At 66.8% G+C, this 22,147-nt stretch carries 24 protein-coding genes; 20 read left to right on the top strand and 4 right to left on the bottom strand.

Annotated elements, in window-relative coordinates; translation table 11 throughout:
• Nucleotides 1-2: 2 nt before the first annotated feature.
• Genes FHS48_RS03795 through FHS48_RS03780 form a run of 4 tightly spaced genes read right to left on the bottom strand, consistent with a single transcriptional unit; the run spans nt 3 to nt 3,520 of the window.
• Entirely contained in the window at nt 3-641 is a 639-nt protein-coding gene (locus FHS48_RS03795) for a PqiC family protein (RefSeq protein WP_184261584.1), read from the bottom strand.
• Nucleotides 638-2,263 carry a PqiB family protein gene (locus tag FHS48_RS03790; RefSeq protein ID WP_184261582.1) on the bottom strand — a complete coding sequence of 542 codons (1,626 nt, stop codon included), beginning with the start codon at nt 2,261-2,263 and terminating at the stop codon, nt 638-640. Before FHS48_RS03790 ends, FHS48_RS03795 begins: the two co-directional genes overlap by 4 nt.
• Complete coding sequence (locus tag FHS48_RS03785) at nt 2,253-2,879, bottom strand: paraquat-inducible protein A (protein ID WP_184261580.1); 627 nt, start codon at nt 2,877-2,879, stop codon at nt 2,253-2,255. The genes FHS48_RS03790 and FHS48_RS03785 overlap by 11 nt, the downstream gene beginning before the upstream one ends.
• A complete protein-coding gene (locus tag FHS48_RS03780; protein WP_184261578.1) occupies nt 2,876-3,520 on the bottom strand; it encodes a paraquat-inducible protein A in 645 nt (214 codons plus the stop codon). Before FHS48_RS03780 ends, FHS48_RS03785 begins: the two co-directional genes overlap by 4 nt.
• Before the next feature lie 267 nt (nt 3,521-3,787).
• Between FHS48_RS03780 and FHS48_RS03775 the strand changes: the two genes are divergently transcribed.
• The 20 genes from FHS48_RS03775 to FHS48_RS03680 all read left to right on the top strand — a co-directional run bounded on the left by FHS48_RS03775 (nt 3,788) and on the right by FHS48_RS03680 (nt 22,146).
• Nucleotides 3,788-4,513, top strand: coding sequence for an MgtC/SapB family protein (locus FHS48_RS03775; RefSeq protein ID WP_184261576.1), 726 nt, complete (start codon nt 3,788-3,790; stop codon nt 4,511-4,513).
• 349 nt (nt 4,514-4,862) lie between these two features.
• On the top strand, nt 4,863-5,537 hold the full coding sequence (locus FHS48_RS03770; protein WP_184261574.1) for a Crp/Fnr family transcriptional regulator: 675 nt from the start codon (nt 4,863-4,865) through the stop codon (nt 5,535-5,537).
• Nucleotides 5,527-6,285 (top strand): Crp/Fnr family transcriptional regulator, encoded by a 759-nt coding sequence (locus FHS48_RS03765; RefSeq protein ID WP_184261573.1) that lies wholly within the window; start codon nt 5,527-5,529, stop codon nt 6,283-6,285. The genes FHS48_RS03770 and FHS48_RS03765 overlap by 11 nt, the downstream gene beginning before the upstream one ends.
• Nucleotides 6,286-6,422: 137 nt before the next feature.
• Complete coding sequence (locus FHS48_RS03760) at nt 6,423-8,069, top strand: cytochrome D1 domain-containing protein (protein WP_460926126.1); 1,647 nt, start codon at nt 6,423-6,425, stop codon at nt 8,067-8,069.
• A gap of 86 nt (nt 8,070-8,155) precedes the next feature.
• Nucleotides 8,156-8,992, top strand: coding sequence for a uroporphyrinogen-III C-methyltransferase (gene cobA / locus FHS48_RS03755; protein WP_184261570.1), 837 nt, complete (start codon nt 8,156-8,158; stop codon nt 8,990-8,992).
• On the top strand, nt 8,989-9,312 hold the full coding sequence (locus FHS48_RS03750) for a c-type cytochrome (protein WP_184261569.1): 324 nt from the start codon (nt 8,989-8,991) through the stop codon (nt 9,310-9,312). Before cobA ends, FHS48_RS03750 begins: the two co-directional genes overlap by 4 nt.
• Nucleotides 9,309-10,499, top strand: a complete 1,191-nt coding sequence (locus FHS48_RS03745; protein WP_184261567.1) for a cytochrome D1 domain-containing protein — start codon at nt 9,309-9,311, stop codon at nt 10,497-10,499. Before FHS48_RS03750 ends, FHS48_RS03745 begins: the two co-directional genes overlap by 4 nt.
• An 11-nt stretch (nt 10,500-10,510) precedes the next feature.
• Nucleotides 10,511-11,032 (top strand): Lrp/AsnC family transcriptional regulator, encoded by a 522-nt coding sequence (locus FHS48_RS03740; RefSeq protein WP_184261565.1) that lies wholly within the window; start codon nt 10,511-10,513, stop codon nt 11,030-11,032.
• Nucleotides 11,029-11,562, top strand: coding sequence for a siroheme decarboxylase subunit beta (gene ahbB, locus FHS48_RS03735; protein ID WP_221443361.1), 534 nt, complete (start codon nt 11,029-11,031; stop codon nt 11,560-11,562). Before FHS48_RS03740 ends, ahbB (FHS48_RS03735) begins: the two co-directional genes overlap by 4 nt.
• Nucleotides 11,559-12,038: an Lrp/AsnC family transcriptional regulator gene (locus tag FHS48_RS03730; protein ID WP_184261563.1), complete on the top strand. Its 480-nt coding sequence runs from the start codon at nt 11,559-11,561 to the stop codon at nt 12,036-12,038. Before ahbB (FHS48_RS03735) ends, FHS48_RS03730 begins: the two co-directional genes overlap by 4 nt.
• Nucleotides 12,035-12,556, top strand: coding sequence for a siroheme decarboxylase subunit beta (gene ahbB, locus FHS48_RS03725; protein ID WP_184261561.1), 522 nt, complete (start codon nt 12,035-12,037; stop codon nt 12,554-12,556). Before FHS48_RS03730 ends, ahbB (FHS48_RS03725) begins: the two co-directional genes overlap by 4 nt.
• A complete protein-coding gene (gene nirJ / locus FHS48_RS03720; RefSeq protein ID WP_184261559.1) occupies nt 12,556-13,839 on the top strand; it encodes a heme d1 biosynthesis radical SAM protein NirJ in 1,284 nt (427 codons plus the stop codon). The genes ahbB (FHS48_RS03725) and nirJ overlap by 1 nt, the downstream gene beginning before the upstream one ends.
• Nucleotides 13,836-15,395: a nitrite reductase gene (locus FHS48_RS03715; protein WP_184261557.1), complete on the top strand. Its 1,560-nt coding sequence runs from the start codon at nt 13,836-13,838 to the stop codon at nt 15,393-15,395. Before nirJ ends, FHS48_RS03715 begins: the two co-directional genes overlap by 4 nt.
• Nucleotides 15,392-16,171: a sirohydrochlorin chelatase gene (locus FHS48_RS03710; protein WP_184261555.1), complete on the top strand. Its 780-nt coding sequence runs from the start codon at nt 15,392-15,394 to the stop codon at nt 16,169-16,171. Before FHS48_RS03715 ends, FHS48_RS03710 begins: the two co-directional genes overlap by 4 nt.
• Nucleotides 16,172-16,377: 206 nt before the next feature.
• Entirely contained in the window at nt 16,378-16,830 is a 453-nt protein-coding gene (locus tag FHS48_RS03705) for a c-type cytochrome (protein WP_184261553.1), read from the top strand.
• Between the two features lie 57 nt (nt 16,831-16,887).
• A complete protein-coding gene (locus tag FHS48_RS03700) occupies nt 16,888-18,234 on the top strand; it encodes a cbb3-type cytochrome c oxidase subunit I (protein WP_184261551.1) in 1,347 nt (448 codons plus the stop codon).
• Between the two features lie 153 nt (nt 18,235-18,387).
• Nucleotides 18,388-19,206 carry a CbbQ/NirQ/NorQ/GpvN family protein gene (locus tag FHS48_RS03695; RefSeq protein WP_184261549.1) on the top strand — a complete coding sequence of 273 codons (819 nt, stop codon included), beginning with the start codon at nt 18,388-18,390 and terminating at the stop codon, nt 19,204-19,206.
• Between the two features lie 38 nt (nt 19,207-19,244).
• Entirely contained in the window at nt 19,245-21,182 is a 1,938-nt protein-coding gene (locus FHS48_RS03690; protein WP_184261547.1) for a nitric oxide reductase activation protein NorD, read from the top strand.
• Nucleotides 21,179-21,778 (top strand): cytochrome c oxidase subunit 3 family protein, encoded by a 600-nt coding sequence (locus FHS48_RS03685; RefSeq protein ID WP_184261544.1) that lies wholly within the window; start codon nt 21,179-21,181, stop codon nt 21,776-21,778. The genes FHS48_RS03690 and FHS48_RS03685 overlap by 4 nt, the downstream gene beginning before the upstream one ends.
• Nucleotides 21,779-21,834: 56 nt before the next feature.
• On the top strand, nt 21,835-22,146 hold the full coding sequence (locus FHS48_RS03680; protein ID WP_184261542.1) for a cytochrome C oxidase subunit IV family protein: 312 nt from the start codon (nt 21,835-21,837) through the stop codon (nt 22,144-22,146).
• The last annotated feature ends 1 nt before the right edge of the window (nt 22,147 follow it).

The raw sequence follows: 22,147 nt of genomic DNA, 5'->3' as shown, positions 1-22,147 counted from the left end.
CCTCAGGAACAGATATCGCGATCACCCTCGACCGCCCGGCGCAGGCTGTCGCCGATACGGTCGGCCAGACGGCGGCTGCCGTCCGCCAGTGCGGCCGAAGCGGCTGCGGCATCCGGCCCCGGCAGCGGCTGTGCCCCGGCCCAGCGGCAGATCTGCACCGGACCGTCCGGCAGACCGCGCAGGGTCCATGATCCCACCACCGTCGCCGCCTGCCCCGGCACCGCATCAAACCGTTCCAGCCGCAGGGCAAGCCGGTAGCGTGGCACCGGAACCCCGGTCGGAACCGGAGCCTGATAGGTATCCGCCGCCCGCGCCGACCGCCACAGACTGTCCGCCACCAATTGCCGGATTTCATCCGAGACCGGGGCCAGCCAGCGGTCGGTCTCCAACACCGTCACCTGACCGGTCGGCGTGTTCAGGACCAGAGACTCCCGGCTGACACTGTCCGGCACAGCCACCGGCAGGATTTCCACCAGCACCCGTGCCGCGCCGGAAACCTCGGTCCCCGCCGGATCGGGGCGGACCAGCGTGTGATAGCGCAGCGGGGTAGAGGCCCCGCAGGCCGCCAGCAGCGGCAGGGCCACGACCGGCACGGCCAGACAACGCAGGGCGGACAGAATCCGGGAGGACAGGGTGGTCATCGGGAGGACTCCTTCTTACCCTGCAACAGGGCTTCCGGGTTGCGTTCCAGAGTATCGGTCAGCACCTTGATCGAGCGGGCGGCGTCTGACAGCCCTTTCAGGGCCTGCCGGGTTTCCTGCGGCAGCGGCGCATCGCCAGCCATATTGCCTTCCAGCACCTTCAGGGTCTGGCGCAGGTCGCGCACCGCCAGCACCACTTCCGGCAGGGTTTCGCGGTCGGCCCGCGCCGCCAGCGTATCCAGCCGTTTCAGGGTGCCTTCCAGCGCCGTCATCACCCGGTGGGCATCCTGCCCCAGCGTTTCCAGCGGCAGCGCTTCCACCTTGCGCAAAATCCCCTGCACCTGCGCCTGAAGCTCCTGAAGGTCGCTCGGCAAAGTCGGCAGTTCCGGCGGATCAAGACGGGCATCAAAGCGCACCGGATCCGCCTTGGGGAAGAAATCGAGCGCCACATAGAGCTGCCCGGTCAGCAGGTTTCCGGACCGGAGCTGGGCCCGCAGCCCGTGGCGGACCAGATTGCCCAGCAACTGCAACTGCTGTTCCGGCGTCGAGTCGGCCCGGAATGTGGCGCTGGCTGACCCCAGCCGCTGCGGATAGATATCCACCACCACCGGAGAGAAAAAGTCCCCGGTGCTGCGGTCATAGGTGACATCAATCGAGCGCACCTGCCCGATCTCAATGCCCCGGAAGTCCACAGGTGCCCCCACCGACAGGCCCCGGATGCTCTGGCGGAAGCGCAGCACCAGCGTCTGCGGGGTCCCGTCCGGAGCCTTCAGGGCCTCGGTCCGGTCCGCCGCCAGCCAGAACTGGGTCCCTTCCGCCACATGGGCCGCCGGATCGCCGCCGGGCAGGGTCTCAAACGCCACGCCGCCCAGCAGGATCGTCGCCAGCGACTGGGTCTGAACGCGGACCCCGCCGGCATCAAGCCGCAGATCAACACCGCTGGCATGCCAGAACCGGCTGTCCGGGGTGACAAAGCGGTCATAGGGGGCCTTGATGAACACCCCCAGCGTCAGGCCGTTGCCGTCGGGGTTCAGGCTGAACCATTCCACATGCCCGGCCTCGATCCGCCGGAAGAACACCGGAGAGCCGACATCCAGCGAACCAAGATCCGCCGCATGCAGCTGAAACCGCCGCCCCGGCACATCGGACGCCACCACCGGCGGCTCATCCACGCCGGTGAAGTCGGTCACTTTACGGTCGCTGCGGCCGACATCCACGGCGATATAGGCCCCGGACAGCAGGGTGCCGAGGCCGCTGATCCCCGATCCGGCAAAGCGGGGCCGCACCACCCAGAACCGGCTGCCCTCAACGGCAAAGGTCTCCGCCTCCTTGACCAGATCAATGGTGGCGGTCACCCGGGTCCGGTCCGGGGTCAGCGTCACCGTCTTGACGTCGCCGATATCGACATTCTTGAACTTGACCTTGGTCTTGCCGGGTTCAATCCCTTCCGCCGAGGCAAAGGACACCGTGATGGTCGGCCCCCGCTTTGACAGGGTCTGCACCACCAGCGCCAGCCCGATCAGGGCGGCAATCAGCGGAATCCCCCACACCAGCGATGGCCGGATCCGCCGCGATGGGGCGACATGCGGCTCGGCAGGGCGGAACGGGGTGTCATCGGTCATCGTCAGGTGATCCGTCATTATCCCACAGCAGGCGGGGGTCAAAACTGTTGGCGGCCAGCATGCTCAGCACCACCACTGCCCCGAAGGCAATCGCCCCGGCCCCCGCCTTGATACTGGCAAGGGACTGAAACTGCACCATACCGACCATCAGGGCCACCACAAACACATCCAGCATCGACCACCGGCCGACCAGTTCCACCAGTTTATACAGGCGGCCAAGCTGATGGCGGTCAGCCTGCCCCGGCCAGCGGACGCGGCAGGTCAGGTAGGCGAGAGTCGCCATCTTGGCCAGCGGCACGACGATGCTGACCGTAAAGATCAGGGTTGCCAGACCGGCGGACCCGGAAATCCAGAAATACACCACCCCGCTGAGGATGGTGTCGTCCGAGACCCCCAGAAGGCTTTCTGTGCGCATAATCGGCAACAGATTGGCGGGAATATACAGGATCAGCGCCGCAATCAGGTATGCCCAGGTCCGGGTCAGACTGTCCGGCTTGCGGTCATGCAGCCGGGCCCCGCAGCGCGGGCACCCCGGGGGCGTGGCAGCCTCTGCCGGAATGCGGCAGACCTGCTGACAGGCGGGACAGACCCGCAGACCGGCGGCGCGGGCCCTCACCGGGGCTGTCCCAGCGGGGCCGTTTCCGGCTGCCGGGGGGCAGAAGGCTGCCACAGCACCCGCAGATCATAGGACAGGATCACCGCCAGCAGCACGGTCAGGGCGATGAAGGCCCACAACCCCGGCCCCGGCAGCACATCGGCCATCTTCGCCAGTTTGATCAGGGACACCATCACCCCCAGCATCAACACCTCGATCATTCCCCACGGGCGGATCGCCTGCAACAACCGCAGCAGCCGGGTATACAGCGGCGGGCGGACGGCACGGCGGTACATCAGCAGCAGGAACAGCATGGTCAGCAGATCAAACAGCGGAACCACCCAGGTGGTGGCGAACACCAGCGCCGCCATCGGCTCCTGCCCTTCCCGCCACAGGGAAACGATGCTGGCCAGAAGGGTCGCCTCATTGACCAGCCCCTGCGCCCGCAGGGTGACAATCGGGTGGGTGTTGGCGATGATGAAGGTGATCAGCGCCGCGATCACCACCGGCAGCATCTGATCAGACCGGCGGCGCGGGGCGCGGTACAGGGTGGTGCCACAGCGGGTGCAGCGCGCCTTCATCCCCGGCGGCAGCGCATGCCGCACATACAGGGCATCACATTCGGGGCAGGCACACAGCCCGTCCTCAGCAACAGCGGACATCAGCCCTGCCCCCCGGGGACGGCAGTCCGGTCCGGCACAGGAAAGGATATCGGCGCAACGGTCATGACACGGGCTCCTGCCGGTCCCGCCCGGCGGGACCACCGGCGCATTATTCCCCAAACCGCCCCCCGGCGCCAGTCTGCGGTTTCCGCTGGTTTTCCCGGCCATGAAAGGGGTATCACCCCACAACAGGCCCGGATTATGACAGTCTGAGGTCAATCCGGCCGAATAACCGGACACACAAAAGGCAGGAGGAGACACCGGCCCATGGAGTTGCTGAAGGCCTATTGGTCAGTCAACGAAATCGCCACCAATATCCTGATCCTGATGCACCTTCTGGGGGCGCTGGCGGTCGGGGTGGCGGTGGGCTACGAACGGTCTTACCACGGCCGGGCCGCCGGAATCCGCACCTATGCGCTGGTCTGCGTCGCCTCCTGCGTGCTGACCGTGGTCAATGCCTATCCGGGAAGCTGGTTCGGCGGCCTGTCCAATCCCCCGGCCTATGCCGACCCGACCCGGGTGATGCAGGGCATCCTCACCGGCATCGGCTTTCTGGGGGCCGGGGTGATTATGAAGGAAGGGATGTCGATCCGGGGCCTGTCCACCGCCGCCTCCATCTGGATGACCGCTGCCATCGGGGTGGTGATCGGGCTGGGGTTTTACGGGGCGGCGATTTTTGCCGCCATCATCACCGTCGCCCTGATGAGCGGGGTCCGCAGTCTGGAAACCGCGCTGCCGCACACCACCATCATGCACCTGACCCTGAAGTTTCCCCGCGCGGATGCCCCGGAAACCGGTGCCCTGCGCGCCCTGCTGGAATCCAGCGGCTGGGAGGTGTCGGACTGGACCTTCCAGCTGTGCGAGGACGGTCAGCGCTATCAGTATGAAGTGGTGCTGAACGCCCGGTCTCCGGCGGAGCCGTCGCGGCTGGTGCAGGCGCTGGACGGCCTGACCGGCCTGCTGGAGTACCGACTGTCCCCAACCCGGAATTAAGGCCCCCTCCCGGACAAAAAAAGCCCGCTCTGTCCAAGGGTGGCAGGACCCCAGGACAGAGCGGGAAATCAGGAGGAAACAACGACCCGGAGAGACGGTCGGGGAAGAACGGCGTCCGGTTCACAGGACAGAGAAATACCGGAGGCCCCCCGCCCCGGCCTTGACGGGGGATAAGTCCGCCCGAACCCTGAAGCGGGTTTTCTTGACGCCGGTTAAACGGCGGTTTTCCCCGGAATGACCCACCCCAGAATTGAAAATTGTGGCAAATTCCACACTCTTGACGTTGGTCAAGTCGCTTACCCGCCTTTGAGAGGATGCTGATGCCAGCACGATCCCGGAGGGGAACAGCATGGGCATCAATCTTGATCTGTTATCGGAACAGGCGATCCTTGGCGCGGCGCTGACCCGGCTCAGCCCCCTTGGCACCGCCTTTCTGGCGGATGAAGGCAGCGTTCTCTACCGTGAGGGAGACGCGCTGGACACCCTGTATCTGGTGCAGGACGGATCGGTGATGACGGAAGTCATGCTGTCCTCCGGTCCGGCGGTTCCGGTGGATATCACCGGACGTGGCGGGGTCCTCGGCCTGTCCGATCTGGGGGAAGGCACCCATGGGGAGACCGCCCGCACCCTCTCCCCCTGCCGCCTGATCCGCCTGACACCCGGACAGGTCCATGATCTGGCCGGATCTTCCGCCGAAACCGCCCTGCTGCTGGTCGGCCTGCTGTCGGTCGGGCTGCGGCACCGCATCCGCGCCATCGCCGATCAACGCAGTCTGAGCGCACGGGGACGGCTGATGGCCTTCCTGCTGTCGCTGATGCCCGGCCGCCGCAGCGGATCGGTCACCATGCGCCTGCCGGTCAGCAAGACCACGCTGGCCGCCCACCTCGGCATCACCCCGCAAAGCCTCAGCCGGTCCCTGCGCAGCCTGCGCGACGATGGCGTCACCGTGCGCGGGGCACTGGTGACCGTCGCCGATCCGGCGGACCTGCGCCATGCCATGGAGGCGGAACGCGATGTCGCCTGACACCCTTGCCCCCTTGCCCGCCCCCCTGCCTGCTGACGGTGATCCCGGCGCCGATGACAGCTGCTCGATGGGCGGGCTGTTTGAAACCGATGTTCTCGACATTCTGATGGACCGGTCCCGCCGCCTGCGCCTGCTGCCCGGCGAATCCCTGTTCGCACAGGGGGACCCGGCTGACCGCTTTTTCCTGATCCGCGACGGCAAGGTGCGGCTGTATACGCTGGAACCGGGGGGGAATGCGGTGACACTGCATGTCTTCGGTCCGGGGGATTTCTTCGGCCTGCCCGCCATGCTCGGCCTGCGCCATTACCCGGTCAACGGCGATGCGGTGACCGAGGCGGTGGTGGATGTGATCACCCGCAGCACCCTGTTCGCCCGGCTGGAAGAAGACGGTGGCCGCCTGATGCCACTGCTGACCAGCCTTGGCCGCCGTCACCGCACCATGACGCGGTCGCTGGCAGAACTGAAGGGGATCAGCGCCTTCCGGCGGGTCTGCCTGTGGCTGTGGCGGGAACTGGAGAAAGCCATTCCCGACGCCGGAACCCACCCTGCCGGAACCCCGGCGGCCATCTGCCTCCACGTGCCGCACTACGTCATTGCCGGAGCGGTCGGCCTGACCCCGGAGAATTTCTCCCGCGCCCTGCGCCGTCTGGAAAAGCTAGGTATTCACCTGCACCGCGGCCACCTGAGCGTCGGCGATACCGCCGTGCTGCGGCAGATGGCAGCGGCAGACACCAGTCCGGAGGACTGAGACAGGTCACTTACCATCCATCATGGAGGGGTTTGGGCGAAGGGAACAGGGTGATGCTGTTCAGCCCACACAGACAGGGGATCATGATGATCACGTTTACAGGTTCAAAAGGGGCACGCACAGCCGGAGCATGGGGAGTGTTCGGCAGTGTGGCCGTCACCGCGCTGCTGGCGTTTGCCCCGATGGCCTCGGCCCAGACCGCCCCGGCGGCGGCCCCGGCTGCCGCCGCACCGGTGCCGACGATGACGCCGGAAGAATTCAATCAGGCCAAGGACATCTTCTTCCAGCGCTGCGCTGGCTGTCATGGCGTGCTGCGCAAGGGGGCGACCGGCCCCAATCTGGAACCCGCCCGCACCCGCGAACTGGGTCTGGAACATCTGGAAGCCTTCATCAACTTCGGCAGCCCGGCGGGGATGCCCAACTGGGGCACCTCCGGCGAACTGACCAAGGATCAGGTCAACATGATGGCCCGCTACGTCATGCAGGACCCGCCGCAACCGCCGGAATGGGGCATGAAGGAGATGAAGGCCTCGTGGGAGGTGCTGGTTAAGCCTGCCGACCGGGTGAAGAAAAAGGAAAGCACCCTCGATATCGAGAACCTGTTCTCCGTCACCCTGCGGGATGCCGGTCAGGTCGCCCTGATCAACGGCAACACCCATAAGATCGAGAAGATCATCCCGACCGGCTATGCCGTTCACATTTCCCGTATTTCCGCCTCGGGCCGCTATGTGTTCGTCATCGGCCGCGATGCCCGCATCGACATGATCGACCTGTGGCCGAAGGAACCGACCAAGGTTGCCAGCCTGAAAGTCGGTCTGGAAGCGCGCTCGGTCGAAACCTCCAAGTTCAAGGGCTGGGAAGACAAATACGCCATCGCCGGCACCTACTGGCCGCCGCAGTACGTGATCATGGACGGGGAAACGCTGGAGCCGCTGAAGATCTCCTCCACCCGCGGCATGATCTATGACGAACAGAGCTTCCATCCGGAACCGCGCGTTGCCTCGATCCTGGGCTCGCACTACCGGCCGGAATTCATCGTCAACGTCAAGGAAACCGGCAAGGTGCTGATGGTCGATTACTCCGACCTGAAGAACCTGAAGACCACCGAGATTGAAGCCGAACGCTTCCTGCATGACGGCGGCCTCGACAGCTCCGGCCGCTACTTCATGGTCGCCGCCAACGCCCGTAACAAGGTGTCGGTGATTGATACCAAGGACGGCAAGCTGGTTGCCAACGTCACCACCGGGGCGACGCCGCATCCGGGCCGGGGTGCCAACTTCGTCCATCCGAAGTTTGGTCCGGTGTGGGCCACCAGCCATCTCGGCGACGACGGCATCTCGCTGATCGGCACCGATCCGAAGGGTCATCCGAAGCAGGCGTGGACGGTGGTGGAAACCCTCAACGGTCAGGGCGGTGGCTCGCTGTTCATCAAGACCCATCCGAAGTCTGCCAACCTGTGGGTCGATACCCCGCTGAACCCGGACGAGAAGGTCTCGCAGTCGGTGGCGGTGTTTGACATCCGCAATCTCGGCAAGGGCTTCGAGGTGCTGCCGATCGCCGAATGGGCCGATCTGGGCGAAGGGGCCAAGCGCGTTGTCCAGCCGGAATACAACAAGGCCGGGGACGAAGTGTGGTTCTCCGTCTGGAACGGCAAGACCCAGAAGTCGGCGATTGTGGTGGTCGATGACAAGACCCGCAAGCTGAAGACGGTGATCAAGGACGAGCGTCTGGTCACCCCGACCGGCAAGTTCAACGTCTTCAACACCCAGCACGACGTGTATTGAGGCAGACCGACTGCCGGGGGGCGGGGCACCCTGCCCCCCGGACTTTTCCCTGATTTTCCTGATTCTTCTGATGGGGGACCGGACAGATGCATGACGTTTCCGGGCATGACTTTGGCGTGGTGTATCTGGTCGGTGCCGGTCCCGGCGACCCCGATCTGCTGACCGTGCGGGCGGCCCGCCTGCTGGGCAGCGCCGATGCGGTGGCCCATGACCGTCTGGTCTCCGACGGTGTGCTGTCACTGGTGGCCCCGGCTGCCGAACGGGTGTTTGTCGGCAAGCGCCCCGGACGGCACCACTGTACGCAGGACCGGATCAATGCCGTCCTGCTGGATCTCGCCTCCCGCCACAGGACCGTGGTCCGCCTGAAGGGCGGGGACCCGTTTGTCTTCGGGCGCGGTGGCGAGGAAGCTGAATTTCTGGCCGCCCATGGCGTCGAGGTGCGGGTGGTGCCCGGCATCACCACCGCCGCCGCCTGCGGGGCCCTGTGCGGTGTACCGCTGACCCATCGCGGACTGGCGACCGGCGTGCGCTTTGTCACCGGCCACTGTCAGGCCGATGCGCCGCTGTCCCTCAACTGGGCCAGTCTGGCCGATCCTGACACCACACTGGTGGTCTACATGGGCCTCCAGACCCTGCCGCAGATTGTCGCCGGGCTGACCGATCATGGCCTGAGCGGCGCGACGCCGGTGCTGGCGGTGGAAAACTGTTCCACCCCGCGCGAACGCCGCCTGAAGACCCGGCTGTCCGACTGTGTGGCCGACACCGCCACCGCCGGTCTGGAGCCACCGACCCTGTTCATCATCGGCCGGGTCGCCGCCATGGCGGATGCCCCGATGCTGCCCGGCCATACCCTGCCCGATCCCCTGATCCCGGCCCCGGCCCGCCCGGTGCTGGCGGTGATCAATGGACGGGGCCTGTCATGATCCCCCGCCGGGCCGTGGTGGCAGGACTGCTGACGGCCCTGACCTGTGCCACCGCCACCGCAGCCGAACCGTCCGCCGCCCGCAAGGCCGAACTGGCCATCCTGCTGTCGCAGGACTGCGGCTCCTGCCACGGGCTGACCCGTCACGGCGGACTGGGATCCCCCCTGACCGCCGAGGCCCTGCGCGGACAGGACGACAGCGTGCTGGCCACCGTCATCCGCGACGGTCTGCCCGGCAAACCGATGCCGCCGTGGGGACCGCTGCTGTCTGACAGCGACATTGACTGGCTTATCCACCTGCTGCGGGAGACACCGCCATGATCCGCCGCCTGCTGCTGTCTGCCGCCGCCGTACTGCTGTCCGCCTGCTCCACCCCTGAGCTGCCCTCTCCCTCTCTGTCGGGAACCGGCGGCCTCGGCGTGGTGATCGAACGCGCCAGCGGACAGGTGGCGGTGGTTGACCGCCTCAGTGCCACCCGCCTTGCCACCGTCAGCGGGTTGGGGGACCTCAGCCATGCCTCGGTGGTGTTCGACCCCACGGAACGCTATGCCTATGTCTTCGGGCGCGACGGTGGCCTGACCAAGGTTGACCTGCTGCGACGGGTCATCGACCGCCGGGTGATGCAGTCCGGCAATTCCATCGGCGGGGCCATTTCCGAGGACGGAACCCTGATTGCGGTGGCCAACTACACCCCCGGCGGGGTGAAGGTGTTTGATGCCGCCACGCTGGACCTTCTTGCCGACATCCCCGCCACCGAGATCGGCGACGGCAAGCGGTCGAAGGTGGTCGGGCTGGAAGATGCCCCCGGCAACCGCTTTGTCTTCAGCCTGTATGATACCGGCGAAACGTGGATTGCCGACTTTTCCGCCGACCGCCATGCCCCACGCCTGACCCGCTTCACCGGCATTGGCACCCAGCCCTATGACGCGCTGGTGACCGAGGATGGCCGTTGGTACATCGCCGGTCTGTTCGGCGAGGACGGACTGGCCAAACTCGACCTGTGGCACCCCGAACGCGGCGTCACCCGGATCCTTGACGGCTACGGCAAGGGCCAGCAGCCGCTGCCCGTCTACAAGATGCCGCATCTGGAAGGCTGGGCGGTGGCCGGGTCCCTCGCCTTTCTGCCTGCCATCGGGCGGCACGAGGTTCTGGTGATCGACACCGCCAGCTGGAAGCAGGTGGCCGCCATCCCGGTCTACGGCCAGCCGGTGTTTGCCATGGCCCGTCCCGGCGGGCGGCAGGTGTGGGTCAACTTTGCCCTGCCCGATAACGGCACGGTGCAGGTGATAGACACCGAAAGCCTGACCGTCACCGACACCCTGACTCCGGGGCCGGGGGTGCTGCACATGGAATTCAGCCCGCGCGGCGACCGGGTGTGGCTGTCGGTGCGCGATCAGGACCTGCTGCGGGTCTACGACACCGACACCCGGCGCGAGGTCGCCACCCTGCCCGCCGATAAACCCTCCGGCATCTTCTTCACTCCCCGCGCCCACCGCATCGGCCTGTAAGGACCGCGTCCATGGCAACCGTCGATCTCAGCCCGCTGGAAAAGGATCTGCTGGACATCACCCAGCGTGACTTCCCGCTGTCGCCCCGCCCCTATGCCACGCTGGCCCGGCGGCTGAACGTGACGGAAGAGGCGGTTCTGGGGGCTTTCCGATCCTTGCAGACGCAAGGGGTGGTCGGGCGGATCGGCGCAGTCTGGGCACAGGGCGCGGTCGGGTCAAGCTGCCTCGCCGCCCTGAAGGTTCCCTCCGCCCGGCTGGAGGCGGTGGCCGCCACTGTCAACGCCCATCCGGAGGTCAACCACAACTATGAGCGCGACCATCCGTGGAACCTGTGGTTCGTGGTGGCGGCCCGGGATGAACCGGCGCGGGAGGCGGTGCTGGATGCCATCGCCGCCGAAACCGGCCTGCCGCTGCTGCGCCTGCCGATGGAACAGGGCCATCATCTCGATCTCGGGTTTGCCATCGACTGGTCAGCCCCGGCAGCCCCGGTCCCAGTTACGGTCCCAATCCCGGTTAAGGAGAAACGGCCATGACCCTTCTGTCCGCCGCCCCGTTTCTGGATGATCTGGATCTGGCGCTGGTCGATGCGCTGGGCACCGGCCTGCCGCTGACCCACCGCCCCTATGCCGATCTGGGCACCCCCCTCGGCCTGAGCGAGGCCGCCGTCCTCTCCCGCCTGACCCGTCTTCAGGACACCGGGGTGATCCGCCGCTTCGGGGCGATTGTCCGCCACCGCGAGGTCGGGTATCGCGCCAATGCCATGTGCGTGTTTGATATCGCCGATGATCTGGCGGCCGAGGCCGGAGCCCTGCTGGCGGCCCGCCCGGAGGTGACCCTGTGTTACCGCCGCCGCCGCCAGCGCCCGGAATGGCCCTACAACCTGTTCGCCATGGTCCATGGCAAACAGCGGGACGAGGTGAGCGCCCGGGTGGCCCGGATGATCCGGGACTGCGGGCTGGACTCGGTGCCCCGGGCCGTGCTGTTCGGAGTGCGCCGCTTCAAGCAGGGCGGCGGCTGCTACGGGCGGCCCCGTTCCGTCACCCCGGCGGAGGTCCTGTCATGACCGGTCTCCCCCACGGCCACGATCCCCGCGACTACGATGACATCGACCGGGCCATCATCAACGGCCTGCTGGATGGCTTTCCGCTGTCGCCCCGCCCCTATGCCGAAGCGGCGGCGGCGCTGGGGCTGGACGAAGCCACCCTGCTGGCCCGCCTGAAAAGCCTGCTCGACCACGGCGTCCTGACCCGGTTCGGCCCGCTGTACCGCCCGGAAAGCATCGGCGGGCTGGCGATCCTTGCCGCCCTGTCGGTGCCGGAAGAGCGCTTTGACGACGTGACCGCCACCGTCAACGCCTACCCCGAAGTCGCCCACAACTATCAGCGGGAGCACCGCTGGAACATGTGGTTCGTGGTGGCCACCTCCACCCCGGAACGGGCCTGGGCAGTGCTGGCGGAGATTGAGGCCGCCACCGGCCTGACCGTCGTCGCCCTGCCGAAAGAGCATGAATTCTTTCTCGATCTGAGGCTGACGGCATGACCGACCCACTCCGGACCGAGGCTGTGTTAACCGATCAGGCCCTGATCGCCGCCACCGAAGGCGGGCTGCCACTCAGCCCCACCCCCTACGCCGACATCGCCGCCCGCCTTGGCGTCAGTGAAGCGGCGGTGACCGACCGGCTGCGCGCCATGCTGGCCGACGGACGGATCCGCCGCATCGGCGCGGTGCCCAACCATTACCGCCTCGGTTACACCGCCAACGGCATGACGGTGTGGGATGTCGCCGATGACCGGGTGATGGAGCTGGGCGCGGCGGTCGGACAGCTGCCGTTTGTCTCCCACTGTTATCTGCGGCCCCGGGTGCCGGGGCTGTGGTCCTACACCCTGTTTGCCATGGTCCACGGCCGCAGCCGGACCGAAACCGATGCCCATGCCGCCACCATCCGCGCCCTGCTGGGCGATGCCCTGCGGGGGGGAGAGATCCTCTATTCCACCCGGGTGCTGAAAAAGACCGGGATCCGCACCGCCGGACGGCAGCCTGTGAAGGAGACCTCCTGATGTTCCGTCTGTCCCGTTATATGAAGGATCTGGTCACCCCACCGGAGGCCACCGCCGCCCCGGCCCGCCGCCCGGCCCCGCTGGGGTCCGGCCCGGTGGTGATCTGGAACCTGATCCGCCGCTGCAACCTGACCTGCCGCCACTGCTACAGTTCCTCCGCCGATACCGATTTTGCCGGGGAACTGACAACGGCGGAGGTGTTCCGGGTGATGGATGACCTGAAGGACGCCGGGGTCAGTGTGCTGATCCTGTCCGGCGGGGAACCGCTGCTGCGCCCGGATATCCATGACATCGGTGCCCGCGCCAAGGCGATGGGCTTTTACGTCGGCCTGTCGTCCAACGGCACCCTGATGGATACCGATGCCGTCACCGCCATTGCCGACACCGGCTATGATTACGTCGGCATCAGTCTGGACGGCATGCGGGAGACCCATGACGCCTTCCGCCGCCGGGAGGGGGCCTTTGATGCCTCCCTCGCCGGGCTGCGCGCCTGCCGCGCCGCCGGGATCAAGGTCGGCCTGCGCTTCACCATCACCGAACACACCGCCCGCGACCTGCCGCGCCTGCTGGATCTGGCGGCGGACGAGGCGGTGGACAAGCTGTATTTCTCCCACCTCAACTACGCCGGACGCGGCAACCACAACCGGGCGGAAGACGCCCGCCACCGCCTGACCCGGTCGGTGATGGATACCATCCTTGACCGCTGCCTGACCGACACGCTGGCCGGATCAGGGCGGGAATACGTCACCGGCAACAACGATGCCGATGCCCTGTACATGCTGCGCTGGGCGCAGCAGCGGTTCCCCACCCGGATGGCCCGGCTGGAACAGATCCTGCGGCGGTGGGGCGGCAATGCCTCCGGCGTCGGTATTGCCAATATCGATAACCTCGGCATCGTCCACCCCGATACCATGTGGTGGACCCATGCGCTGGGATCGGTGCGCGACCGCCGCTTCGGCGACATCTGGGCTGATACCTCCGATCCGCTGATGGCCGGGCTGAAGCAGCGGCCCCGGCCGGTCGGCGGGCGCTGCGGTCAGTGCCGCCATCTGGCGATCTGTAACGGCAACACCCGCACCCGGGCCTATCAGCTGACCGGGGACCCGTGGGCCGAAGACCCCGGCTGTTACCTGACCGATGCCGAAATCGGCCTGACCGATTCCTCCACCCAGCGGGTACAGGTGCTGCCGTTCGGGGCAACCCCCCGCCCCGCCCCGATCACCGCCCCCGGCACCGCTCCCGGCACCGCCAGCAGCCCCCGGACCGGGGAGGCCCGCGCATGATCCGCTCTTCCACTCTCATCGCCGCCGCCCTGATCGCCCTGCTGTCCGCTGCCCATGCGGAGGAGCCGGACCCGGCCCGCCTGTACACCCAGCACTGCGCCGCCTGCCATGGCGGCGACCGGCTGGGCGCGATCGGCCCGGCCCTGCTGCCACAGAATCTGGAACGCCTGAAACCGGCAGACGCGGTGAAGGTCATCCTGCATGGCCGCCCGGCCAGCCAGATGGCAGGCTTTGACGGTGTCCTCACCCAGCAGGAGGCCGAGGCCTTGGCCGGATGGGTGTTCCGCCCCCCGGCCACCCCGCCACAGTGGGGGCTGGAGGAAACTGCCGCCAGCCACACCGTGTTTGTTAACCCCGCCACCCTGCCCGACCGCCCGACCCACAGCGCCGACCCGATGAACCTGTTTACGGTGGTGGAAAGCGGCGACCACCATGTGTCGGTGGTCGATGGCGACCGCTTTACGGTGCTGGACCGCTTCCCCAGCCATTTCGCCCTGCACGGCGGCATCAAATACGATCCGACCGGACGTTTTGCCTATATGGTCAGCCGCGACGGCTGGGTCGATCAGTATGACCTGTGGACCCTGCAACGGGTGGCCGAGGTCCGTGCCGGGATCAACACCCGCAACATCGCGGTCTCCGCCGATGGCCGGTGGATCGCGGTCGGCAATGCGGTTCCCGCCTCGGTGATGATCCTGAATGCCCGTGACCTGACACCGGAACGGATCATCCCGGTCAGCGCCGGGGGGCAGGACAGCCGGGTCTCCGCCGTCTACACCGCCCCGCCGCGCCACAGCTTTCTGGTTGCCCTGAAGGATCTGCCGGAAATCTGGGAAATCCCCTACGATAAACCGCTCAAACCCTATTACCCCGGACTGGTCCATTCCTACGAACCCAGCATGGTCGAGGCCCTGAGCGTACAGGACGGCCCGTTCTCCATCCGGCGGATCAAGCTGGAGGACTATCTCGACGACTTCTTCTTCGATCAGTCCTACCGGCACGTCATGGGGGCGGCCCGCACCGGGGCCAAGGGGCAGGTGGTCAACCTGAGTGTCGGGCGCAAGGTGGCGGATATTCCGTTGACCGGCATGCCGCATCTGGGGTCCGGCATCACCTTTGACTGGAACGGCACCCGGGTGATGGCCTCGCCCAACCTGAAAGAAAACAAAATCACCGTCATCAATATGACCGACTGGTCACTGGTGAAGGATATCCCGACGCTGGGGCCGGGCTTCTTCCTGCGCGGCCATGAGAACAGCCCCTATATCTTCGCCGATGTGTTTTTCGGCCCCAACCGTGATGCGGTGCATGTGATCGACAAGCGGACGCTGGAGATCACCCGGACCCTGCGGCCGGAGCCGGGGAAGACCGTGGCTCATGCCGAATTCACGCAGGACGGACGCTATGTGCTGCTGTCGCTGATGGAACAGGACGGGGCACTGATCGTGATGGACGCCACCACGCTGGAAGAGGTGAAACGCCTGCCGATGCGCCGACCGGTCGGCAAGTACAACGTCGCCAACAAAATCCGCTACGAGGAAGGGACCAGCCATTGACCGGTCCCCTGCCCCGCCCGGACAGCCGCCTGCCGGGCCGGACGGGTCCCGCGCGCACGGTGATCATCGCCGCCCATGGCCCGGACCGGGGCACAGCCGACCCGACCCGGCGGCTGGCCCGCGTCCTCGCCGGGCGCCTGCTGTGGCAGGACCCGCAGACAGACTGGCGGGTCCGCCCTGCCTTCCTGCGCGGGGACGGGCCGGACCTGTTCCCGGATGTTCTGGCCGCCCTGCCCGCCGGAACCGATGTGACCATCCTGCCGCATTTTGCTGCCGGGGGGGCGTTCACCCGCCGTATCATCCCGGCCCGGCTGACCGAGTCGGGTTCCCACCTGACGGTGTCCCTGCTGCCACCGCTGGGGACGGATCCCGCCGTGCGGGGGGAGATTGCCGCCACACTGGCGGCTCATCCGGGATCCGACCTGCTGCTGGTCGGTCATGGCAGCGCCGACGGGACCCCCTCCCCCTTACTGCCCCTCGCCGAATCGTTCCGGCAGAATGGCCGCCGGGCGGCTGCGGTTTTCATCGAAACCGCCCCCGCCCTGCCGGAGTGGCGGCACTGCGGCCTCGGCCCGGAGATCACCGTCATCGCCCTGTTCGCCGGGTTTGGCCGTCATGTCCGCCATGATCTGCCATCGGCCTTCGGCCTGCCGCCGGACAGCCTGCGCCACGGCGGATCCTATGACATTCCCGGGCACCGGCTGCACGTCGCCTTCCCCCTGACCGATGCCGCCATCATGGCCCGCATCGCCGCCGCCCGGCTGACCGCGGCATAATCCTGAGCGGACAACTCAGCCACTTACCCGCTGTCAAGGCCCCCCTGTTCCGCCCCGCCTAGTGTGGTCCCCGGCCGTCGATGGCCAGAGGGGGCGCGCGCCCCGGCACCCTGCCAGCCAGCTTGCATTCCGCCAGCCAGCCCGGTGCCGGGGGGCCGCTTCGCCGTCATCGGCCACAGGCCAAGCACCATGGGGAAGCGCGACATATGTCCGAACGACTCACAAAATCGGCGGCCCGCAATATCTTTTACGGGGGCACGCTGTTCTTCCTGGCGATCTTCATCGCCTTGGTGGCACAGAGCCACGCCTACATTCTCAGCACTTCGTCCAACAACGACCGCCTGACAGATGCGGTCGTGCGCGGCAAGCACATCTGGGAAAAGAACTCCTGCATCAACTGCCACACCATCATGGGCGAAGGCGCGTACTTCGCCCCGGAAGTCGGGAACGTCTGGGTCCGCTACGGCGGTAAGACCGATCCCGAAGGCGCCCGCGAAGGCCTGAAGGGGTGGTTCGCCGCGCAGCCGACCGGCATCGAAGGCCGCCGTCAGATGCCGCAGTTCAACCTGACCGAACAGGAAGCCAACGACCTGATCGACTTCCTGAAGTGGACCAGCGAGGTCAACACCCAGAACTGGCCGCCGACCCCGGCCGGCTGAGGCACAGATCTGACGCCACAGCCGCACCCACCGGTATTCGCGGGGAGAGAGAAAACCATGAGTTACCAATCCCAGAGGGTTGCCCTCTATTACTTTGCAGGGGCATTGACCCTGTTTCTGGTTCAGGTCGCCGTCGGCGTTCTGGGCGGAACGGTCTACGTGATGCCCAACCTGCTGTCTGATCTGCTGCCCTTCAACATCATCCGCATGATCCACACCAACGCCCTGATCGTCTGGCTGCTGATGGGGTTCATGGGGGCCACCTATTATCTGTTGCCGGAAGAGACGGAGACGGAGCTGCACAGCCCGAAGCTGGCCATCGCCCAGTTCTGGATCTTCTTCATCGCCGCCCTCGTCACCGTGCTGGGCTATGTCCTGCGCATCCACGAGGGCCGGGAATTTCTGGAACAGCCGCTGCTGATCAAGGTCGGCATCGTCATTGTCGCCCTGATGTTCCTGTACAACTGCACCATGACCCTGCTGAAGGGCCGCAAGACCGCCGTCGCCAACGTGCTGATGCTGGGCCTGTGGTTTGTGGCGATCTTCTTCCTGTTCGCCTTCTACAACCCCGGCAACCTGTCGCTGGACAAGATGTACTGGTGGTGGGTCGTCCATCTGTGGGTGGAAGGCGTGTGGGAACTGATCATGGCCGCCATTCTGGCCTACCTGATGATCAAGCTGACCGGCGTTGACCGTGAAGTGGTGGAAAAGTGGCTGTACGTGATTGTCGGCCTGTCGCTGTTCACCGGCATTCTCGGCACCGGCCACCACTACTACTGGATCGGAACCCCGGGGTACTGGCGCTGGATCGGGTCGGTGTTCTCCACCCTTGAGGTCATCCCGTTCTTCGCGATGGTGATCTTCACCTTCTACATGATCTGGAAAGGGGGCCGGAAGCACCCGAACAAGGCCGCCCTGCTGTGGTCCCTCGGCACCGCCGTCATCGCCTTCCTCGGCGCCGGGGTGTGGGGCTTCCTGCATACGCTGGCCCCGGTCAACTACTACACCCACGGTACGCAGGTCACCGCCGCCCATGGCCATCTGGCTTTCTACGGCGCCTATGTGATGCTGAATATCGCGATGATGACCTATGCCCTGCCCAACCTGCTGCGGCGTGATGTCTACAATCAGGCCCTGAACATGTGGGGCTTCTGGATCACCACCGCCGGCATGTGCTTCATGACCTTTACCCTGACCTTCGCCGGGGTGGTGCAGACCCACCTGCAACGCGTGATGGGCATGAACTACATGGAGGTGCAGGACCAGATCAGCCTGTTCTTCTGGTACCGCCTCGGCTCCGGCGTCGCCGTGCTGATCGGGGTTATCCTGATCGTCTACAGCCTGGCCGTTCCGGGCAGCCGTCTGGCCAAGATCGCCAACGGCGAAACCCAGCCTGCTGAATAATCCCGGACCCATCTTCCGCTCCGGGCACCTGCCCCCGACGCCTGCCGGTATTCACGGCCCGGCGGATGTCGGGGGCCCTTTTCCCCCCTCTGCCTTTATCCAGTCTGCCTTTTTCCTCTGACCATCCCCTGATCCTGCTTTCAGGAGGCTCCGATGCCTGACGCCCCAACCCTTTCCCCGTCCACCGCCCCCCTCGCGGAGGCCCCGTTTTACCTGCCGCAGGGCAGCGAGGTCAGCCTGTTTGAACAGGCCCAGCGCCATGGCCTGCCCCTGCTGCTGAAAGGCCCGACCGGCTGCGGCAAGACCCGCTTCGTCGCCCATATGGCGGCGCGTCTCGGTCTGCCGCTGTATACCGTGGCCTGCCACGATGACCTGACCGCCGCCGACCTGACCGGCCGTTACCTGCTGAAGGGCGGCGAGACCGTCTGGGTTGACGGGCCGCTGACCCGGGCCGTGCGCGAAGGCGGCATCTGCTACCTCGACGAAGTGGTGGAAGCCCGCAAGGATGTCACCGTCGTCCTGCACCCGCTGACCGATGACCGCCGGATCCTGCCGCTGGAACGCACCGGCGAGCTGCTGGAAGCCCCGCCCGGCTTCATGCTGGTGGTGTCTTACAACCCCGGTTACCAGAACATCCTGAAGAGCCTGAAACCCTCGACCCGTCAGCGGTTTCTCGCCTTCGACTTCGCCTATCCCGCCCCGGACCTTGAGGCCCGGGTGGTCGTCAGCGAAAGCGGTGTCGATACCGAAACCGCCGCCATGCTGGTGCGGCTGGCCGGACGGATCCGTGGCATGGCCGGGGCCGATCTGGAGGAAGCCGCCTCCACCCGCCTGCTGGTTTACTGCGCCATCCTGATCAAGGCCGGTCGCCCGCTGCGCGAGGCGGTCCGCGCCGCCATCATCGAGCCGCTGTCCGACGACCCTGCCGTCAAGGCCGGGCTGAGTGAGGCGATCGCCGCCCTGCTGGGCTGATCCGCCCCCGTCCTGACCGCAAGCCGGAACCGAACATCATGTGGCATTTTCTGGAACTGGAAGAACAGGTCGGCTGGGGCTGGCACCGTCTGGTCGGCACCTGCCCCAGCTATCCGTCCCACCCGGAGGCGGCGGTGGAGCTGGCGGACATCCGCGCCATGCTCGCCGTGTTCTTCCGGGGCCTCGGCGGGTCGGCGGCGGTGGAGCTGTCGGCCTCCGGGGCCGAGGAAAGCGGCCACCGCCTGACCTGGCGGCAGCGTCTGGGCATGGCGGCGGAAACCCTGCCGGTCTCCAGCCTGTCGGAAGCCGCCCTGCGCCTGCCGGACCGCATTGACCTGTTCGCCGACAGCGATCAGAACCGCAGCCTCTATCTGTGGCTGGCCGCCTTCTTCGCGGTGGCCGAACCGCCCCTGCCCGACGGGGATGAAGACCCGCTGCGCCGCGACCTGCGGGCCCTGATCCGCGCCGCCGAAACCACGCAGCAGGCGCTGGCGGCCTTCCCCGGCCTGCGCGACCGGCACACCGCACTGGCCGTCGCCGTCGCCGAGGCCCGGCCCCGCCGCCCGCTGTCGGAGATGGAAGCGCTGATGGAAAGCTGCGTCACCGCCCTGCTGCGCGGGCACCGCCCGGCATCGGGCGGCGGGGCCACGCTGTATGATCTGGTCAGCAGCGGGGATGTGGCGGCGGTCCGCGCCTATGCCGCCCCCCGCCGCTACCGTCCGTTCCTGCCGGTACCGCTGTGGGGGGAGGTGCGCCCGCATGTCACCCAGTCCCGCCCGGCCACGGCGGAAACCGAGGAAGACGGCAGCGGTGACGGCGGCGAGGATGACCGCCGCAAGCGCAAGGCCCGCCGCAAGGCGCAGGATCAGGCCGACCGCGATGATCCGATGATCCTCAACCGCATGGAAAAAATCCTGATGCTGGCCGAAATGGTCAACGTCAACCGCGGTGATGACGATGATGATGAGCAGAACGCCCGCAAGGCCGCCGATGACATGGAGGAGATTACCGTCTCCCCCCACCGCAAGAAAACGGCGGCGCGGATCCGGCTGGATCTGGACCTTCCGCCCGATGCGGTGACCGGCGAGGCCCTGACCGGTGGCGGCACCTATCCGGAATGGGATTACCGCCGCAACATGCTGCTGCCCGACCATTGCCGGGTGATGACCGGCCCCGCCGCCGAAGAAGGCGAGGACTGGTCCCCCGACGAGGCCGCCCGCCGCCTGATCACCCGGGTCCGGCGGCAGTTTGAGGCCCTGCGCCCGCGCCTGATCACCCATCGCGGGCAGGCCGACGGCGATGATCTGGATCTGGAGGCGCTGGTGCGGTCCCGCGTCGATCTGCGGGCCAACGGCACCGTCAACGACCGCGTCTATCTGAAAACCCGGGCCAGCGCCCGCGACCTGTCGGTGGCGGTGCTGATGGATGTGTCCCTGTCCACCGATGCGTGGATTGATAACCGCCGGGTGCTGGATGTGGAAAAGGAAGCCCTGTCGGTGTTCCTGTCCGGCCTGAATGCCTGTGGCGATGAAAACGCGGTGTTCACCTTCACCTCCCGCCGCCGCGACTGGGTGCGGGTGCAGACGGTGAAGGACTTCGATGAACCGTTCGGCCCGGTGGTGCTGCGGCGGGTGGCGGCCCTGAAGCCGGGGTACTATACCCGGATGGGGGCGGCGGTGCGCCATGTGGCGGCCCAGCTGGAAAAGCGCCCGCACGGGCGGCGGCTGTTGCTGGTGGTCACCGACGGCAAACCCAACGACATCGACCATTACGAAGGCCGCTTCGGCATCGAGGATACCCGCCACGCCATTCTGGAAGCCCGCCGCAAGGGGCTGGCAGTGTTCGGCGTGACCATTGATGCCGAGGCCCGGGATTACTTCCCCGCCCTGTTCGGACGCGGTCATTACGCCATCGTCAGCGACCTGTCGCGGCTGTCGCAGGCCCTGCCCCGGCTGTATCAGGGGATTGCGGCATGACCGCCCCCGCTGAAGAGACCGCTGCCGAGGACACCGCCGCCGAAAACACTGCGGACTGGGGCACCCTGTCGGACCTGCCCGGCAACCCGCTGATGTGGATCCTGATCCTGTCGGAACTGGCGGTGTTCGGGGCGTTCCTGATCGGCTTCACCGGGGCGCGGATTGTCGATCCCGGCGGCTTCGCCAACAGTCAGGCCCTGCTGAGCCGGGTGGACGGCGGTATCAACACGCTGGTGCTGGTCACCAGCGGCTGGCTGGCGGCGCTGGCCGGACGGGCCATCCACGACAGGAAGCCCAACGCCTGCCGGGGCTGGCTGTTGGGGGCGATGGCCCTCGGCGCGGTGTTTCTGGCGGTCAAGGCCGTGGAATACAGCGGCAAGGCTGCCCTTGGCATCGGGCTGGAAACCAACACCTTCTTCACCCTGTACTATCTGATCACCGGCTTCCATGCCCTGCATGTGGTGCTGGGGATGGTGATTCTGGCCATCGGCGTCTGGCGGCCCCGCCCGGATACCGTCGAAACCGGCACCGCCTTCTGGCACATGGTCGATCTGATCTGGGTGCTGGTCTATCCGGTGATCTATCTGGTCCGCTGACAGGATCCGGCCCACCCTGAACAGGCCACCAGACCAGAGCCCAAGAGGACGCTGTCATGAAACCCCCTGACTTTTCCCCACCCCCTGCCCGCCGCCTGTTTCTGGCATGGCTGCTGCTGACCGGCCTGACCGTGACCAGCCTTCTCGCCGGTCTGGATGGCTTTTCCCCCGCCTCCACCACCAGCCTGACCCCGGCGGCACTGGCCTCCGTGCTGCTGGCCACCGCCCTGAAGGCGCGGGAAATCCTGCGGGTGTACCTCAACCTCCGCGCGTCCACCCCCGGCTGGCGCGGCACGATGACCGCCTTTGTCGCCGTGATTGTGGCCGCCGTCGCCGGAGGACAGGCCATCCTGCTGGCCCTGCGCTGAA

The sequence above is a fragment of the Novispirillum itersonii genome, assembly GCF_014205675.1.
In the GTDB taxonomy this organism is placed as follows: domain Bacteria; phylum Pseudomonadota; class Alphaproteobacteria; order Rhodospirillales; family Rhodospirillaceae; genus Novispirillum; species Novispirillum itersonii_A.
This window is presented reverse-complemented; position numbering and strand designations above follow the sequence as displayed.

Excerpts from the sequence above, each read along its gene's own strand:
- FHS48_RS03795 (WP_184261584.1), bottom strand. The coding sequence starts at position 641 with ATGACCACCCTGTCCTCCCGGATTCTGTCCGCCCTGCGTTGTCTGGCC.
- FHS48_RS03790 (WP_184261582.1), bottom strand. The coding sequence starts at position 2,263 with ATGACCGATGACACCCCGTTCCGCCCTGCCGAGCCGCATGTCGCCCCA.
- FHS48_RS03780 (WP_184261578.1), bottom strand. The coding sequence starts at position 3,520 with ATGTCCGCTGTTGCTGAGGACGGGCTGTGTGCCTGCCCCGAATGTGAT.
- FHS48_RS03775 (WP_184261576.1), top strand. The coding sequence starts at position 3,788 with ATGGAGTTGCTGAAGGCCTATTGGTCAGTCAACGAAATCGCCACCAAT.
- FHS48_RS03770 (WP_184261574.1), top strand. The coding sequence starts at position 4,863 with ATGGGCATCAATCTTGATCTGTTATCGGAACAGGCGATCCTTGGCGCG.
- FHS48_RS03765 (WP_184261573.1), top strand. The coding sequence starts at position 5,527 with ATGTCGCCTGACACCCTTGCCCCCTTGCCCGCCCCCCTGCCTGCTGAC.
- cobA (WP_184261570.1), top strand. The coding sequence starts at position 8,156 with ATGCATGACGTTTCCGGGCATGACTTTGGCGTGGTGTATCTGGTCGGT.
- FHS48_RS03750 (WP_184261569.1), top strand. The coding sequence starts at position 8,989 with ATGATCCCCCGCCGGGCCGTGGTGGCAGGACTGCTGACGGCCCTGACC.
- FHS48_RS03745 (WP_184261567.1), top strand. The coding sequence starts at position 9,309 with ATGATCCGCCGCCTGCTGCTGTCTGCCGCCGCCGTACTGCTGTCCGCC.
- FHS48_RS03740 (WP_184261565.1), top strand. The coding sequence starts at position 10,511 with ATGGCAACCGTCGATCTCAGCCCGCTGGAAAAGGATCTGCTGGACATC.
- ahbB (WP_221443361.1), top strand. The coding sequence starts at position 11,029 with ATGACCCTTCTGTCCGCCGCCCCGTTTCTGGATGATCTGGATCTGGCG.
- FHS48_RS03730 (WP_184261563.1), top strand. The coding sequence starts at position 11,559 with ATGACCGGTCTCCCCCACGGCCACGATCCCCGCGACTACGATGACATC.
- ahbB (WP_184261561.1), top strand. The coding sequence starts at position 12,035 with ATGACCGACCCACTCCGGACCGAGGCTGTGTTAACCGATCAGGCCCTG.
- nirJ (WP_184261559.1), top strand. The coding sequence starts at position 12,556 with ATGTTCCGTCTGTCCCGTTATATGAAGGATCTGGTCACCCCACCGGAG.
- FHS48_RS03715 (WP_184261557.1), top strand. The coding sequence starts at position 13,836 with ATGATCCGCTCTTCCACTCTCATCGCCGCCGCCCTGATCGCCCTGCTG.
- FHS48_RS03705 (WP_184261553.1), top strand. The coding sequence starts at position 16,378 with ATGTCCGAACGACTCACAAAATCGGCGGCCCGCAATATCTTTTACGGG.
- FHS48_RS03700 (WP_184261551.1), top strand. The coding sequence starts at position 16,888 with ATGAGTTACCAATCCCAGAGGGTTGCCCTCTATTACTTTGCAGGGGCA.
- FHS48_RS03695 (WP_184261549.1), top strand. The coding sequence starts at position 18,388 with ATGCCTGACGCCCCAACCCTTTCCCCGTCCACCGCCCCCCTCGCGGAG.
- FHS48_RS03690 (WP_184261547.1), top strand. The coding sequence starts at position 19,245 with ATGTGGCATTTTCTGGAACTGGAAGAACAGGTCGGCTGGGGCTGGCAC.
- FHS48_RS03685 (WP_184261544.1), top strand. The coding sequence starts at position 21,179 with ATGACCGCCCCCGCTGAAGAGACCGCTGCCGAGGACACCGCCGCCGAA.
- FHS48_RS03680 (WP_184261542.1), top strand. The coding sequence starts at position 21,835 with ATGAAACCCCCTGACTTTTCCCCACCCCCTGCCCGCCGCCTGTTTCTG.